This window comes from Aquabacterium humicola (genome assembly GCF_030167915.1).
GTDB lineage: Bacteria > Pseudomonadota > Gammaproteobacteria > Burkholderiales > Burkholderiaceae_C > Pseudaquabacterium > Pseudaquabacterium humicola.
The window spans coordinates 515,356-531,938 of sequence record NZ_JARGNB010000003.1 but is presented as its reverse complement, the minus strand read 5'-3'; the positions used below and the strand labels follow the sequence as shown (position 1 = coordinate 531,938).

Here is a 16,583-nt window from a genome sequence, read left to right as displayed (position 1 = left end):
TGGAGTCGATGCCATGACATCAACTGCAAACAGCGAGCTCGAGAAGGCCAACATCCTGATCGTCGACGACCTGCCGGAGAAGCTGCTGGTCTTCCGCACCGTGCTGGAGGAGCTGCAGCAGAACCTGGTCTTCGTGCGCTCGGGCGCCGAGGCGCTGCGCGAGGTGCTGCAGCGCGAGTTCGCGGTGATCCTGCTCGACGTCAACATGCCGGACATCGACGGCTTCGAGACGGCGACCCTGATCCGCCGCTACAAGCGTTCCGCGCACACGCCGATCATCTTCATCACCGCCTACGCCGACGAGCCGCAGACCGTGCGGGGTTACTCGCTGGGCGCGGTCGACTACATCCTGTCGCCCGTGGTGCCGGAGGTGCTGCGCTCGAAGGTGCGCGTCTTCGTCGAGCTGCACGCGCTGCAACGGCGCATCGCGCAGCAGGCCGACGAACGCGTGGCGCTGGCCGCGTCGGCCGCCGCGCTGCAGGTGGCCGAGGAATCGACGCGCCGCTCGGCCTGCCTGTCCGACCTGAGCCATGCGCTGTCGGGCCTGCTCGACGTGCGCCTGGGCCTGCACAAGCTGCTCGGCATGGTGGTGCCCGAGCTCGCAGCGCAGGCCACCGTCGTGCTGTTCGACGAAGCGCGGCGGCCGCAGCGTATCGTGCACCGCAGCACCGGCGAGCTGGCGGCGGTGGACGTCGAACCGGCCTCGCTGGCCGAGGCCGACCGCGCGCGCTTCGCTGCCGCGGTCGAGGCGCCCACCGACGATGCCTTCGTGCTGCGCGACGGCGAGCGCCCGCTCGGCGTGCTGCTGACCGCCGGTACCACGCCGCTGGGCAGCGCGGTGCTCGACGAAGTCGCCACACGCGCGGCCATCGCCTTCGCCACCGCGCAGCTGTACCAGGACCTGCAGGAAGAGATTGCCGAGCGCCGCCGTGCCGAGGTGCGGCTGGAGGAGGCCAACCGCCGCAAGGACGAGTTCCTGGCCATGCTCTCGCACGAGCTGCGCAACCCGCTGGCGCCGATCGCCAACGCCGTCGAGGTGATCCGCCGCATCGGCGGCCACGATGCCAAGCTGCGCTGGGCCACCGACATCACCGACCGCCAGGTGCGGCAGCTGACGCGGCTGGTCGACGAGCTTCTCGACGTCGCGCGCATCAGCCAGGGCAAGATCGTGCTGCAGAAGACGCCGCTCGACCTGTCCGCGCTGATCGTGCAGAGCGTCGAGCTGCATCGGCCGCAGCTGGCCGCGCGCCAGCAGTCGCTGACGCAGGGGCTGCCGTCGCAGCCGGTGTGGGTGCAGGGCGATGCCGCGCGGCTGCAGCAGGTGATCAACAACCTGATGAGCAACGCGATCAAGTACACGCAGGACGGCGGCAACCTGCACATCTCGCTGGCGGTGGAGCAGGGCCGCGCGGTCGTCACCGTGCGCGACAACGGCATCGGCATCGAGGCCGCGCTGCTGCCGCGGGTGTTCGACCTGTTCGAGCAGGGCCCGCGCACGCTCGACCGCAACCAGGGCGGCCTGGGCGTCGGCCTGACGCTGGTGCAGCGCCTGGTGCGGCTGCACGGCGGCCATGTCGAGGCCTTCAGCGCCGGCCCGTCGCGCGGGGCCGAGTTCCGCGTCTACCTGCCCTGCCTGCAGGCTGTCGAGGACCTGCCCGCGCCCGAGGCGCCGCCCGCCGGCGACAGCACGCCGCGGCGCCGCATCCTGCTGGTCGAGGACAACGTCGACGTCGCCGACACCACCGCGCTGATGCTGACGATGAGCGGCCACACCGTGCGGGTGACGCGCGATGGCATGCAGGCGCTGTCCACCGCGGCCGAGTTCGCACCCGAGATCGTGCTGCTCGACATCGGCCTGCCGCTGCTCGACGGCTACGAGGTGGCACGGCGGCTGCGCGCGCTGCCGGCGCTGCAGCGCGCGCGCATCGTCGCGCTGACCGGCTACGGCCAGCCGGCCGACCGCCAGCGCGGCCGCGAGGCCGGCTTCGACGCGCACGTGCTCAAGCCGGTCGACCCCGCGGTGCTGGCCGCGCTGATCGACCGCGGTCCGCTCGGCGACGACGAGCTGGCCCGCCCGGCCGGCAGCGATGCACGCGACGGCGGCGACAGCGGACCGGCGACGCTCTACACCTTCAGGCGGCCCTGACCGGCGTGCCCGCTCCGGGCGCGTCGATTGCCGGGCCGGCGCCATGCGCACCGATTCCGCCCTGCTGTCCCGGCCCGGCATCGACGATCCGTCGACGCTGCCGCCGCCGTCCACCGTGCCGCGGGAGGGCAACCACCTGCTCGACGTGTCGGCCCTGTGGGACGACACCTGCCAGCGTTACCTGGGCGCCAAGCATGCGTGGCTGCAGGCCGCCGGCTGGCGCCACACCATCATCGCGCCGCAGGGCCACGGGCACGGCGTCGTGTCCTGCGCCAGCGTGCCGGCGCCGTGGTCGGACGGCCGGCGCATCGTCGTCGATTCGGGCCGTGCGCAGCGCCTGATCGAGCGCGCCGAACCCGACCTGATCGAGGTCGCCGACACCGGCATGCTGGGCTGGGCGGCGCTGGCGGCGGCGCGCCGCCTGCGCGTGCCGGCGGTGGCCTGCTGCCTGTACGAACTGCCGACGGCGCTCGGCGGCTGGTTCGGCCAGCACACCGGCTCGGCACACGTCGCGCGCTGGGTCGAGCAGGGCACCCGGGCCTACCTGCGGCGCTTCTACCGGCAGTTCGACCTGGTGCTCGCGCCCAGCGAAGCCACGCTGCGCGCGCTGCAGGCGCTGGGCCTGCCCAACGTGCGGCTGCAGGGCCTGGGCGTGCACAGCGCGCAGTTCACGCCGCGCCTGCGCGAGCCGGCATGGCGCTGGCAGCTCGAGCGGCTGCTCGGCGCGCCGCCGGGCTGCAAGCTGCTGCTCTACGCCGGCCGCTTCGAGGCCGACAAGCAGCTGGCGCTGCTGGCCAAGGCCGTGCACCGCCTGGGACCGCGCTGCCTGCTGCTGGCGGTCGGCAGCGGCCCGCAGCCGCCGCAGGGCGAGCAGGTGCGCGTGCTCGCGCCGCAGCCGGAACACCGCCTCGCGCGGCTGATGGCCAACGTCGATGCCTTCGTGCATGCCGGCGAGCGCGAAACCTTCGGCCTGCCGGTGCTCGAGGCGATGGCCTGCGGCACGCCGGTGATCGTCAGCGGCGGCGGCGCGCTGCCGGAGCTGGCCGAAGGCGCCGGCCTCGTCGTGCGTTCACATGGCGCGGCCGACTGGGCGGCGGCGATGGCGGCCGTGCTGCAGGACGAGCCGACACCCTGGGCCGCCGCGGCGCGCACGCGGGCGGTCGCGCGCGACTGGGCGGTGGTGATGGCGCAGTGGGAATCGCGCTACCTGGCGCTGCTGCTGGAGCGCGAGGGGACGACGCTGCCGGGGGTGGCGCTCGCCGCCGGCGAACGCATCGCCGCCTGACGCGCCCTTGGCGGGTTAGGCGTCCAGCTGCGCGGTCGGCACCGGCTTGCGCTGCACCGGGTCGTAGAAGAACTGCTCCTCGGCGATGCGCTCGCCGTCCCAGCGCTGGTAGGCGAGCTCCTCCATGCGCGTGGACGTGCCGTCGGGCCAGTCGAAGCGGAAGATCCAGCGGATCACGACATGGTCGCCGGCGACGAACACCGGCCGCACGCAGGTCGACTCGATGCGCGTCGCGCGGCCGGTGACGCGGCGCTCGTTGGCGACGTGGTGCTCGCGCCCGACGCGCGGCGGCTCGTGGTTCTCGCGCATCGACGCGCCTTCGGTGTAGTACTCCAGCACCGCTTCGACGTGGGCGTTCGATTCGACGCGGGCGATGAAGGCTTCCAGGGTCTGGGGACTCGGCATGGGATTCGTCTCCGTGGCAATCCCGCAGCTTCTCACGGGCCGCGCCATCCTTGGCAGCGACACTGATCTCGCCTGCCATGACCAGATCGCCTGACGCAACCGAAGTGACCTGCCGCAAGCGCCGCCAACACGCCGGCTGGTAGCCTCGCCCACCCATGGCCCCGTCCGACGCGCCCGACCCGCCCGACCTCGTCGATGACAGCGAGGATGCCGAACACACGCCGGCGCAGCGCGCCGCCGCCGCGGCGCGCAGCACCGGTGTCAGCATCGCCGTCAACCTGGTCCTGACGGCGGTGCAGATTGTCGTCGGCGTGCTGGCGAAGTCGCAGGGGCTGATTGCCGACGGCATCCACTCGCTGTCGGACCTGGTGGCCGACGGCGTCGTGCTGCTGGCCAACTACCACAGCCGCAAGGATGCCGACGCCGGCCATCCCTACGGCCACCAGCGCTTCGAAACCGCGGCCTCGCTGGTGCTGGGCGCGCTGCTGCTGGCCGTCGGGGCGGGCATGCTGTGGTCGGCCTTCGTGAAGCTGGAACAGCCGTCGGCCGTGCAGCCGGTGCACGTGGCCGCGCTGTGGGTGGCCGGCGCGGCGCTGGTGGCCAAGGAGCTGCTGTTCCGCTACATGCTGGCGGTGGCCAAGCGGGTGCGCTCGGGCATGCTGGTCGCCAACGCCTGGCATGCCCGCTCGGATGCAGCCTCGTCGCTGGTGGTGGGCATCGGCATCGCCGGCAACCTGGCCGGCTACCCGATCCTCGACCCGATCGCCGCGGCCATCGTCGGCTTCATGGTCGCCAGGATGGGCTGGAGCTTCGGCTGGGATGCGCTGCACGACCTGATGGACCGCGCCATCGACGACGAGGAAGCCGCCGCGATCCGGCGCACGCTGGAAGGCACGCCGGGCATCCACGGCGTGCACGACCTGCGCACGCGCAGGATGGGCGACATGATCGTCGTCGACGCGCACATCGAGGTGGAGGCCACCCAGAGCGTCGAGGACGGACATCAGATCGCCGTCGAGGCGCGGCGCCGCGTGATGCAGCGGCACCGCGTGCTCAACGTGATGACGCATGTCGACCCCTGGCGGCGGCCCGACGCCGACCACGAGGGCCCGCCTTCCTAGCGGACGAAGCGAGCGGCCTGGGCGCCGCTCAAGGCACGAAGCGGTAGCCGATGCCGGTCTCGGTCAGACGGAAGAATCCTTCTGAGACAGACTTGCAGGAATGCAGGTTGCGGCTGAACCCACGTTCTACGTGTAAATTGCCCCGGTGATGAAGATCGCCGTCGTGGCCACGAATCGGACGCGGGGCCCACATGACTGCGCATGGGCTGCACCCGGTGCCGGAGGCCTGCGGAGGTTCGGTTTCATCGCCCTCGATCCTTGTCGTGCTGATCGGTGGGCACAGGTTCTCGCGGCGACCGAGGAGTGGCGGAGGTCCCTGCCGCTGGCAGCTGGTGTCGCGGGCAAGGAAAGCGTCCCAGAGCGGCGGCCTCGAGCAGGCACTCAGGTACTCCGCTCCACTTATGCCTTCCTAACGCCGACCCTGCTAGCGTCGACTGCAACGGTTGCTCGCATCGCGAGGCCCGTCCGCACATGGAACCACCGATGACCCCGCCAACTCCCCCTCGGGCGCTGAGGAGTTCCGTCTCGCGCCTGCTGCTGCCGTTGCTCGCATGGATCGGTGCGTGGACGGCGATGCTCGCCCTCGACGGATACGTGGACCTTGCCAACCTCGCGATGGTGCTGGTGCTTGGGGCCGCCGTCGCATCGCTGTGGCTGCCGATCTGGGCCTCGCTGGCCATGTCCGCCGCATCGGTCACCGCATTCAACTGGCTGTTCGTGCCCCCGCGCTACACGTTCTCGGTCGACCTGCGGCAGGACGCCTTGCTGCTGGCCGCGATGCTCGTCGTTTGTTGGATCGTCGCCGGCGTGATGGCTCGCCAGCGCGTGCTGGCGGACGCCGCACGGCAGCATGCGCGCCGGACCGAGCAACTGCGCAGCTTGGCCCAGGCGCTGCGCGACACCGACGATCCGACCCGGCGCGCCGACATCCTTGCCACGACGCTTGCGCAGTTGCTGGGGAAGGCGCCGCTGATGTTGTTGCTCAAGGATGCGCTGCCATCGAGCGACGACGACGATGCTGCGCTGATCGTGGGCTCGCCGACAGCGCACCAGCGTTCGGGACTCTGGCATTGCACGAGGCGGGCCCAGCCGTTCGGGCCGGGCACCGGGCGCTATGCAGAGCTGCCGGAGTGGTACCTGCCGTTGCGAGGCCGCGCGCGGGCGTTTGGTGCAGTGGCGATCGAGCTCGACGACCCGGTGGCGGCGGACGACGAGATGCGCGCGCAGGCACAGGCGCTGTGCGATCAGATGGGCGCCGTGCTCGAGCAGGTCCAGACGCAGCGTGTCGCCGACGCGGCCCGCCAGGCGGCGCAGACTCAGGGCGTGCGCAATGCGCTGCTGGCGGCGATCTCGCATGACTACCGCACGCCGCTGGCGACGATCCTCGGCTCGGCCTCGTCGCTGCTCGAGCAGGGCGACCGGCTGGCGCCCGAGCAACGCCAGAAGCTGGCGCGCGCGATCGTCGACGAGTGCGGGCAGCTCAAGCGCCTGACCGACAACACGTTGCAGCTGGCGCGGCTCGATGCGCCCGGGGTGCAGCTGCGCACCGATTGGGAGTCGGCCGAGGAGATCGTCGGCGCGGTGCTGCGCCGCGTGCGCACGCACGACCATGCGCGGCGCGTGAAGGCGCGGCTCGAGCCCGGCCTGCCGCTGCTGCGCTGCGACGCACTGCTGCTGACGCAACTGCTCGAGAACCTCGTCGACAACGCGCTGAAGTACAGCGACGGTGCGATCGAGCTGCTGGTGCGGGGCCAGGCGGACGGGGTGACGTTCGCGGTGCGCGATCGGGGCCCCGGCGTGCCGCCGGCCGAGCGCGAGCGCATCTTCGAGGTGTTCCAGCGCGGTCCGCCCAACGCCAGCGACGCCGCACGCCGCGGTGCGGGTGTCGGCCTCGCGGTGTGCCGCGCCATTGCCCGAGCGCACGGCGGCGAGCTGACGCTGCGGCCGCGTGGCCATGGCGGCGCGAGCTTCGAGTGCCGGCTGCCTGCCCTGGAAGCGCCGCCGCCGCGGCCCGGCAACGGCCAAGTCGAAGAGGAAGAGCGCTCTTGAGCCTGCAAGTCCTGCTCGTCGAGGACGATCGCGAGCTTCGCTCGATGCTGAGCGACGCGCTGCGCGTCGAAGGCTACGTGGTCTACACCGCGGCCAGCCTGTCGGAAGGCTTCGCGCTGCTCAACGGCCGGCGCGCCGCCGGCGATGCGGCGCAGGCCCCCGGCGACCGCCCCGGCCTCGACCTGGTGCTGCTGGACCTGGGCCTGCCCGACGGGGACGGCGAAGCACTGCTGGCCGCGCTGCGGCGGCGTCACGGTACGCCGCTCATCGTCATCTCGGCGCGCGAGAGCGACGGGCAGAAGATTCGCCTGCTCGACGCCGGGGCTGACGACTACCTGGTGAAGCCGTTCGGCGTCGGCGAGCTGCTGGCTCGCATGCGCGTCGCGTTGCGCCACCGGGGCACGCTGGTCGCTCCGGCCGTCACTCACTACGGCCATACCGGACTGGAGATCGATATCGCAGCGCATGCGGTGCGGCTTGACGGTGCTCCGGTGCACCTGACGCCGACCGAGTTCAAGTTGCTCGCACGGCTCGTGCGCAGCGCGGGCCGCGTGGTCACCCACCGTCAGCTCCTGCAGGACGTGTGGGGACCGGAGCACGTCGAGCAGACCCACTACCTGCGGCTGTACATGGCGCAGCTGCGCGCGAAGTTGGAGGCCGACCCGGCCGATCCGCAACGGCTGCTGACGGAGCCGGGCGTCGGCTACCGGCTCGCCGAGCCGCCCGGCTGATCAGCGGCAGGGCTGCGGCGTACCAGGAACACTTATGCGTTCCTGATGCCGCCAACGGCATGCTGGCCGCCTGTTCACGGCTCACCCTCACCAATGACCACGGCCAACACTGCCGATCACGCGCCACGTCAAGGCACCGCCGCGCTGACGCTGGCTGCGCTCGGCGTCGTCTACGGCGACATCGGCACCAGCCCGCTGTACACGATCAAGGAGGTGTTTCTCCCCGCCACCGGCGTGCCGATCGATGCGCAGCACCTGATCGGCGCCTGCTCGACGATCTTCTGGGCGCTGATGCTCGTCGTCACCCTCAAGTACGTGATCCTCGTGCTGCGCGCGGACAACCGCGGCGAAGGCGGGGTGCTCGCGCTGACCGCGCTGGCTGCGCACGCGGTCCAGCACAAGCCGGCGCTGCGGCGCGTGCTGCTGATCCTCGGGCTGTTCGGCGCGACGCTGTTCTACGGCGACGGCGTGATCACCCCGGCGATCTCGGTGCTCGGCGCAATGGAGGGCCTCGAGGTCGTCGCGCCAGGGCTCGAGCCCTATGTCGTGCCGGCCGCACTGGCGATCCTGGTCGCGCTGTTCGCGGTCCAGCGCTTCGGCACCGCACAAGTCGGCAAGGCCTTCGGTCCGATCATCGTGCTGTGGTTCGCCACGCTCGCCGTCAGCGGCATCGTGCACATCGCGCGCGAGCCGGCCATCCTGGCCGCGCTGAACCCGCTGCACGCCTGGCAGTTCCTGTCGACGCGTGGCTGGCACTTCTTTGCCGCGGTCGGGGCGATCGTGCTCGCGATCACCGGCGCCGAGGCGCTGTACGCCGACATGGGGCACTTCGGGCGGCGCCCGATCCGCCTGGCCTGGAGCGGCCTGGTGTTGCCATCGCTGGCCCTGAACTACCTCGGCCAGGGCGCGCTGCTGCTGGCCGATCCGACCGCCGCAGAGAATCCCTTCTTCCGCCAGTTCCCGTCGTCGTGGGTACCGGCCGCGATCGTGCTGGCCACTCTGGCGGCGATCATCGCGTCACAGGCGGTCATCTCGGGCGCGTACTCGGTGACCAAGCAGGCGATCCAACTCGGCTTCCTGCCCCGTATGGCGCTGCGCTACACGTCGGCCCGGGAGGCCGGCCAGATCTATATGCCGGCGGTCAACTGGGCCTTGCTGGCCGGTGTCGCGGCGGTCGTGACGGCCTTCGGCAGCACATCCGCCCTCGCCGGTGCCTACGGCATCGCCGTCACGCTGACCATGGTGATCACGACGGCGCTGACGTACGTCGTGATTCGTGAAAGCTGGAGGTTGCCGCGCCCGCTGGCGATCGCCTCGACGAGCTTCTTCCTCGCCATCGATCTGGTGCTGTTCATCAGCTGCGCGGCGAAGTTCATCGACGGCGGCTGGTTCCCGATCGCGCTGGGCCTGGCCTTGTTCGCGCTGATGAGCACCTGGGCGCGCGGGCGCAGCCTGCTGCTGCAGAGCCTGCGCAGCGACGGCGTGGAACTGCAGGACTTCGTCGACTCGCTCGATCCGGCGAGCGTGTCGCGCGCCGGCCGGACCGCGGTCTACCCGGTGGCCGACGCGCAGACCGTTCCGCAGGCGTTGCTGCACAACCTCAAGCACAACCAGGTGCTGCACGAGCGCAACGTCGTCCTGACGGTGAACTTCCGCGACGTGCCGTGGGTTGGCCTGGACGACCGCATCGAAGTCGCGCCGCTGGGGCGCGGGTTCTGGCGCGTCACGCTGCACTTCGGGTTCATGCAGTCGCCGGACGTGCCGAAGGCGCTCGCGCTCGCCGAAGCGCACGGCCTGCAGGTGCCGCCGTTCGAGACGAGCTACTTCCTCAGCCGCGAAACCGTGGTGCCGACACGCGGCACCGGGATGGCGGGGTGGCGCGAGCGGCTGTTTGCCGCGATGAGCCGCAACGCGAGCAGCGTGGCCGAGTTCTTCAGGCTGCCGGACAACGCGGTGGTCGAGCTCGGATCGCGTGTGCAGATCTGAGCCAGAGCACGGCGAACAGCGCGATGCAGGCCAGGTCCATGTCACACCCTTCCATCTGGATTCCGATGGCCGGGATACCAGGAACCGGCGTCTCAAGATGGCGATAAATGACCGGGGTCGCGCATCAAGACAACATCAAGCCACCGCACGGAGCGGCCGCGATTGCGCGATGTCAAGGCGCCGCGGGCGGCCGTCTGACGACGCTTAATCCGGCCTTAAGCCCGGGGGCCGACGATACCGGCCGATGCCCGCCTCCCCGTTCTCCGCGCCGCTGGCGCCCGAAACGCCCGCCCGGCCTGCCGGCAGCACGTGGCTGCCGTCCTGGTGGCGACGCCGGCTGCGCCTGTCGAGCGACCAGCTGCTGCTGGCGGTGGCGCTGTATTTCGCGCTGGCCTGCAACACCCGCTTCCTGGCCGATGCGCTGGCCGGCCGGACGGCGTCGCAGCCGGGCACCTGGGGTTTTGCGCTCGCGCTGGTGACGATGCTCGCCGCGCTGCACGCGCTGCTGCTGGCGCCGCTGCTGCACCGGCGCCTGGCGCGGCCGCTGCTGGCGCTGCTGGTGGTCGCCGCGGCGGTGGCCGGGCATGCCATCGACCGCTTCGGCAGCTACCTCGACCCGACGATGCTGCGCAACGTGCTGCACACCAACTGGGCCGAGGCCCGCGAGCTGCTCGGCGCCGACCTGCTGGGTCACCTGCTACTGACCGCCGGCCTGCCGCTGCTGCTGCTGGCGCGCGTCGAGCTCGTGGTGCGGCCCTGGCGGCGCGCGTTGGCCGCGCGCGCGGCGCTCGCGGCGCTGGCGCTGCTGGCGCTGCTGCTGCCGCTGTGGGCCAGCTTCGGCGACGTCGCGGCGCTGATGCGCAACCAGCGCGAGCTGCGCTACCGGGTGACGCCGGCCAACCTGCTGTACTCCGCCGGCCGCGCGCTCGCGACGCCGGCGGCCGCCGCGCCGGCCGCGCGCCGGGTGGTCGGCGCCGACGCCCACCGCGGGCCGATCGCCGCCGCGCGCTCGAAGCCGCTGCTGCTGGTGCTGGTGGTCGGCGAGACCGCGCGCGCGGCCAACTGGGGGCTGAGCGGTTATGCCCGCCAGACCACGCCAGAGCTGGCGGCGCTGGACGTGCTGAACTTCCGCGACGTGCGCGCCTGCGGCACCAATACCGAGACCTCGCTGCCCTGCATGTTCGCGGCGATCGGCCGGCGCGACTACGACGAGGCGCGCATCCGCGGCAGCGACTCGCTGCTGCACGTGGCCGCGCGCGCCGGCGTGCAGGTGCGCTGGATCGACAACCAGTCCGGCTGCAAAGGCGTCTGCGAAGGCCTGGCGCAGCAGCGGCTCGACGCGGCGTCGCAGCCGGCGCTGTGCGACGGCGACCGCTGCCTCGACGAGGCGCTGCTGCCGGCGCTGCAGGCCGGGGCCGATCCGGCGCGCGGCGACCAGCTGGTGGTGCTGCACATGCTGGGCAACCACGGACCCGCGTACCACGCGCGTTATCCCGCTGCGCTGCGCCGCTTCGAGCCGGCCTGCGAGACCCCGGAGCTGCGCCGCTGCAGCCGCGAGCAGATCGTCAACGCCTACGACAACGCGCTGCTCTACACCGACCAGGTGCTCGCGCAGACCGTGCGCTGGCTGGTCTCGCAGCAGGCGCGTTTCGACACCGGCCTCGTGTACCTGTCGGACCACGGCGAATCGCTGGGCGAGAACGGCCTGTACCTGCACGGGGTGCCCTACGCCATCGCGCCCGACGTGCAGACGCGGGTGCCGATGGTCTGGTGGCTGTCGCCCGGGCTGCTGGCCAGCACCGGACTCGACCGCGGCTGCCTCGCGGCGCAGACGGCGCGGCCGTGGACGCACGACGACCTGTTCCACACCACGCTCGGGCTGCTGGACGTGCGGACCACGGCCTACGAGCCGGCGCTGGACATCGCGGCGCCATGCCGGCACTGAGCCCGGCCGCCCCGCCGCCGGGAAGCGCCGGTCCGTCCGCCGCCGCAGGGCGCGACGCGGCGATCGCGCTCGTCGCCGCGCTGCTGATCGGCGCCTGGGACCTCGCGGGCGTGGACCTCGCGGTGATGCGGCACTTCGGCTCGGCGCACGGTTTCCCGTGGCGCGAGCACTGGCTGCTGTCGACCGTGCTGCACGACGGCGCGCGCGGCGCCGGCTGGCTGGCCGTCGCGGCCCTGGCCGCCAACGTCTGGAAGCCGTGGCCATTCGCACGCGGCCTCAGCCGCAGCGAACGCCTGCGCTGGCTGGCCGCCACGCTGTCGTGCGCGGTGGTGGTGCCGCTGATGAAACATGCCAGCGCGACGAGCTGCCCGTGGACACTGGCCGAGTTCGGCGGCACCGTGCTGCGCCATGTGCCGCACTGGTGGCCGGGCCGGGTCGACGGCGGACCCGGCGGCTGTTTCCCGTCAGGCCATGCGTCGACCGCCTTCAGCTTCGTCGGCGGCTGGTTCGCGCTGCGCGGCCATGCGCCGCGGGCCGCGCGGCGCTGGCTTGGCGCCACGGTGCTCGCCGGCCTGCTGCTGGGTGGCGTGCAGGTGGTGCGCGGCGCGCACTTCCCGAGCCACCCGCTGTGGACGGCGTGGATCTGCTGGACGCTGAGCGCGGCGCTTCACCACGGCACGCGGCGATTCGCGCCGCAGCAAGGCCTGCGGCGCTTCACGGCGCGGGCGACCGCTCAGGCCGGCACCGGCGCGGGCAGCCGGTCGGAGGGCAGCAGCGCGGTATCGTGCGGCGCCAGCGCGAGCTTCACCGCGTGATCGGGCTGGTCCGATGACCGCCGCGTCCGGCGGCCTTCGCTGCATAACACGCGATGTCCGCGGCCTGCTTCCAGTGGTCGGTGTCGGTGATGTCGTCCTCCAGCGGCGCCACGCCGACGCTCGCGCCCACGTGCAGCACGCGCTGCTGCCAGGGCACCGCCAGGCGCACGATCGCGCGCCGGATCTCGTCGGCGACGCGCTGTGCGCCGTCGCCGCCGCAGCGCTCGAGCAACACCGCGAACTCGTCGCCGCCGGTGCGCGCGACCAGGTCGCCCGCGCGCACGCAACCGGCGATCGCCGTCGCCACCGCCTTCAGCACCTCGTCGCCGGCGGCATGGCCGGCGTGGTCGTTGATCGGCTTGAAGCGGTCGAGGTCGATGGCCACCAGGGCCGTCCGGGCGGGCGGCTCATCGCCATCGGCTGCTAGCGCGCGGGCCTCGAACAGCTGCGCCAGGCGCGCGTCGAGGGCTTCTCGGTTGGCCAGGCCGGTCAGTGCGTCGTGGGTCGCCGACCACTCCAGCCGGCGCAGCGTCTGGCGGTTGCGGGCCTCGAGCTCGGCACGGTCGATCGCCGCCTGCTTCAGCACCGCGGCCAGGCTGCCGATCTCGCCGCGTGCGGCGGGCCAGCCGGCGCCGGGCGGCAGCGCGCCGTCGAACAGCAGCCTCGCGCGGCGCTCCAGTCGCGCCAGCGGCCGCAGCTCGAGTCCGATCAGGCCCAGGATCATCAGCGCCATCGCGGCCAGCAGGCCGCCGCCCCAGGCCAGCGCGAAGCCGCGCGCGGCCTGCAGCGGCGCCAGCAGCTGGTCTTCCGGCAGCGCGCGCCACACCACCCAGTCGGGGCCGGCGACGCCGGCGGCGGTGACCAGCGCGCCCGGCTGCTCGAAGCTCAGTCCGGCCGGCTCGATCGGACGGCCGGCGGCCACCCAGCGCGCATGGGCCTGCGCGAAGTGTGGTTCGTCGGCCAGCGGCTTCAGCAGCCGCGTCGAATCCGGGTGCACCAGGATGCGGCCCTCGCCATCGGTGACGACCATCAGCGCGCGGCCGTCCTCGCGCTTGAAGTCCACCAGGTCCGCCAGCAGCTCGCGATGCACCAGCTGCACGGTGCCGACCATCACGCCGTACACCCCTGAGGCGTTGGCCAGCGGCTGCGTCAGCACGACGATCGGCTCGCCGGTGCCTTCGTCGCCTTCGGGCGGCGCGCGCCGGCTCATCCTGCCGGGCAGCGGCGGCGAGATCAGCGGGCGGCCTTCGGCGACGGTCTGGCGCAGCTGGTCGCTGTCGCCCAGGTACAGCGGCGCGCGGTGCAGGCCGCGCGCATCGTGGCGCAGCCGCGCGTGGCCGTCGACGCCGGTGACCGCGAGCTGGTGGAACATCGACAGCAGCAGCGGCTGGTCGGCGAAGAATCCGAAGAGCCTCGTATCGTCGTCGAGCATCCGGGCGTCGAGCCGGCCCGCCACCGCCTGCAGCGCACGCTGCTGCTCGATCACCCGGCGCGACAGCACCGCGGCGGTCTGCGCGGCATCGCCGATCTCGTAGACCCGCTGGGCGTCGACCGTGTCCTGCCCCGCGCGCCCGAGCAGCGCCGCGCCCAGCGCCAGCAGCCCGAGCGTCAACGCCAGCAGCGTGCCGGCGGTCAGGCGCCACTTCAGCGACTGCAGCGCCGCGGCGAAGGCGGCGCGGCGGGACGCCGCCGGCGGCGGCGGCGAGGGCAAAGGCGAAGGCGCAGGGTCCATGTGAGTCGGGTATCGACGGGCAACGGGCAGCCGTTGAGGCTGGCCGACCTTGAAAGCTGTCAATTTCACACATTTATCACTTTTGTCTGTTCGGCGAGGCAGGCCGGGATGCCGCACTGGCGTTGCGCTCCAATACGGCGATGACGATCCTGACCACCGCGCGGCTGCGCCTCGAACCCTTCGCCGACGCGCACCTCGATGGGTTGCAGCGCATGAACAGCGATCCCGAGGTGATGCGCTACCTGGGCGGCCGCGCCGAGACCCGCGAGGAGACCCGGGCGGCGATCGACCGCGTCAAGGCCCGCTGGGCCGAGTGGGGCTACTCGTGGTGGAGCTTCTTCGAGCACGACGGCGGCGAGCTGGTCGGCGCCGGCTGCATCCAGCACCTGGGGCGCGAGCGCAGCAACCCGCTGGAGATCGGCTGGCGGCTGCGCCAGGACCGCTGGGGGCGCGGCCTGGCGTCGGAGGCCGCCGAACGCATGGCGGCGTTCGCCTTCGACGACCTCGCCGCACCGCTGCTGGTCGCCACCTGCCATGTCGACAACGCGGCATCGGCCAGGGTGATGCAGCGCCTGGGCATGGTCTGGCGCGGCGTCGAGCAGTGGTACGGCGAGGACGCGGCGGTCTACCAGATCGATCGGGCGGCGTGGCTGCGGCGCGCCACGATGCGGCGATGACCGTGGCGATGACCGCGTCGATGACCGCACCGATGCCCGCGTCGTCGACGGTGTAGGGATGGCCGCGGCCTGCCGGCCGCGCGCCAATGCCGGACTTCATCCACCCGATGGGAGCTGACGATGCCCGCTTCGAAGGTCCAGCCGATTCCCGATGGCATGCACAGCCTGACGCCGCACCTCGTCTGCGACGGTGCCGCGAAGGCGATCGAGTTCTACAAGCAGGCCTTCGACGCGGTCGAGGAAAGCCGCCTGCCGGGGCCGGACGGCCGCCTGATGCACGCGCAGCTACGCATCGGCGACTCGCCGCTGATGCTGGTCGACGAGTTCCCGGAGATGGGCGCGCTGGGCCCGAAGAAGCTCGAGGGCAGCGCGGTGACGCTGCACCTGTACGTGCCGGACGTCGACGCGACCTACGCGCAGGCCGTCGCCGCCGGCGCGGAGCCGACGATGCCGGTCACCGACATGTTCTGGGGCGACCGCTACGGCCAGGTCAAGGACCCGTTTGGCCACCGCTGGTCGATCGCCACGCACATGCAGGACCTGACGCCGCAGCAGATCGCCGAGGGCATGAGGACCATGCCGGAAGGCGGTTGACGCGGCACGCGGTCGCCGCGGGCGGTCGGCGGGCACGCATCAGCGCCGCCACCACCACCGCGCCAGCAGCGCGACGAGGCCAAGCGCGATCCAGCCGACCGGCGCCGGCCCGCGCAGCCCGACGTGGCCGAGCAGGCGCGCGAAGCTGGTCGTGCGCCACGGCTCGGGGTCGGCGGCGCGGCGGTTGCGCGGTGGCCGCGGCGCCGGCGCCTGCTCGTGCTTCCACCATTCCGCCTCGCAGACGTCCAGCAGCGGCGCCAGCGCCAGCAGGCTGGGCACGACGACCAGCTGGCCGCAGCGGTCGCAGTCGGTGCGCCGCGTCGGCTCGATCGCCTGGCCGCAGCCGGCGCAGTGCCAGGCCGCGAGCCGGCCGTCCGGGGTGGGCAGCGGTTCACCGGGGCGTGGCCGCAGCGCGGCGGCCAGGCGCGGCGGGTCGATCATCACCAGCGGGCTGCTGCAGTGCGTGCAGGCCTCGCCGTCGCTGTCGGCGAGCGGCGCGCCGCAATTCAGGCAGCTCAGGGGCGGGCCGGCAGCCAGTGCCGCGCGCTCCGGCGGCAGCAGCGGCCGCACCAGCCCACGCTCGGCCAGCAGCAGCGCGAAGCTCTGCAGGTGGCCATGGCCGTCGGCCTGGCATTCCAGCGCGGCGAAGCGGCCGAAGCGCGTCAGGTTGTGCACCGGCTGCAGCGGCGCGCGGCAGCGCGGGCAGCCCAGCGGCCGGCCCTGCCACGGCGCTTCGGCCGCCGGCGCGCGTTCCAGCCGCCGCAGCAGCTCGATCCAGCCCCGCCCGGCGAGGTTCACCGACTCCAGCGTGTCGAACCACACCAGCCGGCACGGCTCGCAGAGGTCGACCACCACCTGCCGGCCGTAATGGCCACGCAGCGTGAACAGCCGCATCGGCCGCGCGCAGTTGGGGCAGTCCACCGGCTCGGCCGGCACGGCAGGAGCATCGGGTGTGCCGAAGGGATCGGGCATCGGGCAGGGGTCGCGGCGTGTCGGCGGAAGGCCGCATTGTCGGCCGCGGCGGGGCACGGGCACATGCCTTGCCGATCCGGCGCATCCGCACGCTCGAGCACGCTTGAGCACGCTTCAGCAGGGGA

Annotated in this window: 13 protein-coding genes; 10 read left to right on the top strand and 3 right to left on the bottom strand. The window is 72.6% G+C overall.

Annotated elements, in window-relative coordinates:
• Positions 1-13 precede the first annotated feature (13 nt).
• A complete protein-coding gene (locus P1K89_RS18535; RefSeq protein ID WP_284617968.1) occupies positions 14-2,146 on the top strand; it encodes a hybrid sensor histidine kinase/response regulator in 2,133 nt (710 codons plus the stop codon).
• 43 nt (positions 2,147-2,189) lie between these two features.
• A complete protein-coding gene (locus tag P1K89_RS18530; protein WP_284617967.1) occupies positions 2,190-3,431 on the top strand; it encodes a glycosyltransferase in 1,242 nt (413 codons plus the stop codon).
• Between the two features lie 15 nt (positions 3,432-3,446).
• On the opposite strand, the gene P1K89_RS18525 is transcribed toward P1K89_RS18530, so the two are convergent.
• Positions 3,447-3,836: a nuclear transport factor 2 family protein gene (locus P1K89_RS18525; RefSeq protein WP_284617966.1), complete on the bottom strand. Its 390-nt coding sequence runs from the start codon at positions 3,834-3,836 to the stop codon at positions 3,447-3,449.
• A gap of 155 nt (positions 3,837-3,991) precedes the next feature.
• Between P1K89_RS18525 and P1K89_RS18520 the strand changes: the two genes are divergently transcribed.
• The 6 genes from P1K89_RS18520 to P1K89_RS18495 all read left to right on the top strand — a co-directional run bounded on the left by P1K89_RS18520 (position 3,992) and on the right by P1K89_RS18495 (position 12,483).
• A complete protein-coding gene (locus tag P1K89_RS18520) occupies positions 3,992-4,957 on the top strand; it encodes a cation diffusion facilitator family transporter (RefSeq protein WP_284617965.1) in 966 nt (321 codons plus the stop codon).
• Between the two features lie 483 nt (positions 4,958-5,440).
• Entirely contained in the window at positions 5,441-7,006 is a 1,566-nt protein-coding gene (locus P1K89_RS18515) for a sensor histidine kinase (protein ID WP_284617964.1), read from the top strand.
• Positions 7,003-7,737, top strand: a complete 735-nt coding sequence (locus tag P1K89_RS18510; protein WP_284617963.1) for a winged helix-turn-helix domain-containing protein — start codon at positions 7,003-7,005, stop codon at positions 7,735-7,737. Before P1K89_RS18515 ends, P1K89_RS18510 begins: the two co-directional genes overlap by 4 nt.
• 93 nt (positions 7,738-7,830) lie before the next feature.
• Entirely contained in the window at positions 7,831-9,723 is a 1,893-nt protein-coding gene (locus P1K89_RS18505) for a potassium transporter Kup (protein WP_284617962.1), read from the top strand.
• A gap of 244 nt (positions 9,724-9,967) precedes the next feature.
• Positions 9,968-11,668: a phosphoethanolamine transferase gene (locus tag P1K89_RS18500; RefSeq protein WP_284617961.1), complete on the top strand. Its 1,701-nt coding sequence runs from the start codon at positions 9,968-9,970 to the stop codon at positions 11,666-11,668.
• Positions 11,656-12,483, top strand: coding sequence for a phosphatase PAP2 family protein (locus tag P1K89_RS18495; protein ID WP_284617960.1), 828 nt, complete (start codon positions 11,656-11,658; stop codon positions 12,481-12,483). The genes P1K89_RS18500 and P1K89_RS18495 overlap by 13 nt, the downstream gene beginning before the upstream one ends.
• Here the strand turns inward: P1K89_RS18495 and P1K89_RS18490 are convergent.
• The gene (locus P1K89_RS18490; RefSeq protein WP_284617959.1) at positions 12,473-14,215 is read right to left on the bottom strand and encodes a sensor domain-containing diguanylate cyclase; all 1,743 of its coding nucleotides are present in this window, start codon (positions 14,213-14,215) and stop codon (positions 12,473-12,475) included. The genes P1K89_RS18495 and P1K89_RS18490 overlap by 11 nt on opposite strands.
• Positions 14,216-14,355: 140 nt before the next feature.
• Between P1K89_RS18490 and P1K89_RS18485 the strand changes: the two genes are divergently transcribed.
• A complete protein-coding gene (locus P1K89_RS18485; protein WP_284617958.1) occupies positions 14,356-14,892 on the top strand; it encodes a GNAT family N-acetyltransferase in 537 nt (178 codons plus the stop codon).
• Between the two features lie 120 nt (positions 14,893-15,012).
• A complete protein-coding gene (locus P1K89_RS18480) occupies positions 15,013-15,486 on the top strand; it encodes a VOC family protein (RefSeq protein WP_284617957.1) in 474 nt (157 codons plus the stop codon).
• Between the two features lie 39 nt (positions 15,487-15,525).
• Here the strand turns inward: P1K89_RS18480 and P1K89_RS18475 are convergent, their stop codons facing one another.
• A complete protein-coding gene (locus P1K89_RS18475) occupies positions 15,526-16,458 on the bottom strand; it encodes a TFIIB-type zinc ribbon-containing protein (RefSeq protein ID WP_284617956.1) in 933 nt (310 codons plus the stop codon).
• Between the last annotated feature and the right edge of the window lie 125 nt (positions 16,459-16,583).

Coding starts and splice junctions, on each gene's coding strand:
- P1K89_RS18535 (WP_284617968.1), top strand. CDS start 14: ATGACATCAACTGCAAACAGCGAGCTCGAGAAGGCCAACATCCTGATC.
- P1K89_RS18530 (WP_284617967.1), top strand. CDS start 2,190: ATGCGCACCGATTCCGCCCTGCTGTCCCGGCCCGGCATCGACGATCCG.
- P1K89_RS18525 (WP_284617966.1), bottom strand. CDS start 3,836: ATGCCGAGTCCCCAGACCCTGGAAGCCTTCATCGCCCGCGTCGAATCG.
- P1K89_RS18520 (WP_284617965.1), top strand. CDS start 3,992: ATGGCCCCGTCCGACGCGCCCGACCCGCCCGACCTCGTCGATGACAGC.
- P1K89_RS18515 (WP_284617964.1), top strand. CDS start 5,441: ATGACCCCGCCAACTCCCCCTCGGGCGCTGAGGAGTTCCGTCTCGCGC.
- P1K89_RS18505 (WP_284617962.1), top strand. CDS start 7,831: ATGACCACGGCCAACACTGCCGATCACGCGCCACGTCAAGGCACCGCC.
- P1K89_RS18500 (WP_284617961.1), top strand. CDS start 9,968: ATGCCCGCCTCCCCGTTCTCCGCGCCGCTGGCGCCCGAAACGCCCGCC.
- P1K89_RS18495 (WP_284617960.1), top strand. CDS start 11,656: ATGCCGGCACTGAGCCCGGCCGCCCCGCCGCCGGGAAGCGCCGGTCCG.
- P1K89_RS18490 (WP_284617959.1), bottom strand. CDS start 14,215: ATGGACCCTGCGCCTTCGCCTTTGCCCTCGCCGCCGCCGCCGGCGGCG.
- P1K89_RS18485 (WP_284617958.1), top strand. CDS start 14,356: ATGACGATCCTGACCACCGCGCGGCTGCGCCTCGAACCCTTCGCCGAC.
- P1K89_RS18480 (WP_284617957.1), top strand. CDS start 15,013: ATGCCCGCTTCGAAGGTCCAGCCGATTCCCGATGGCATGCACAGCCTG.
- P1K89_RS18475 (WP_284617956.1), bottom strand. CDS start 16,458: ATGCCCGATCCCTTCGGCACACCCGATGCTCCTGCCGTGCCGGCCGAG.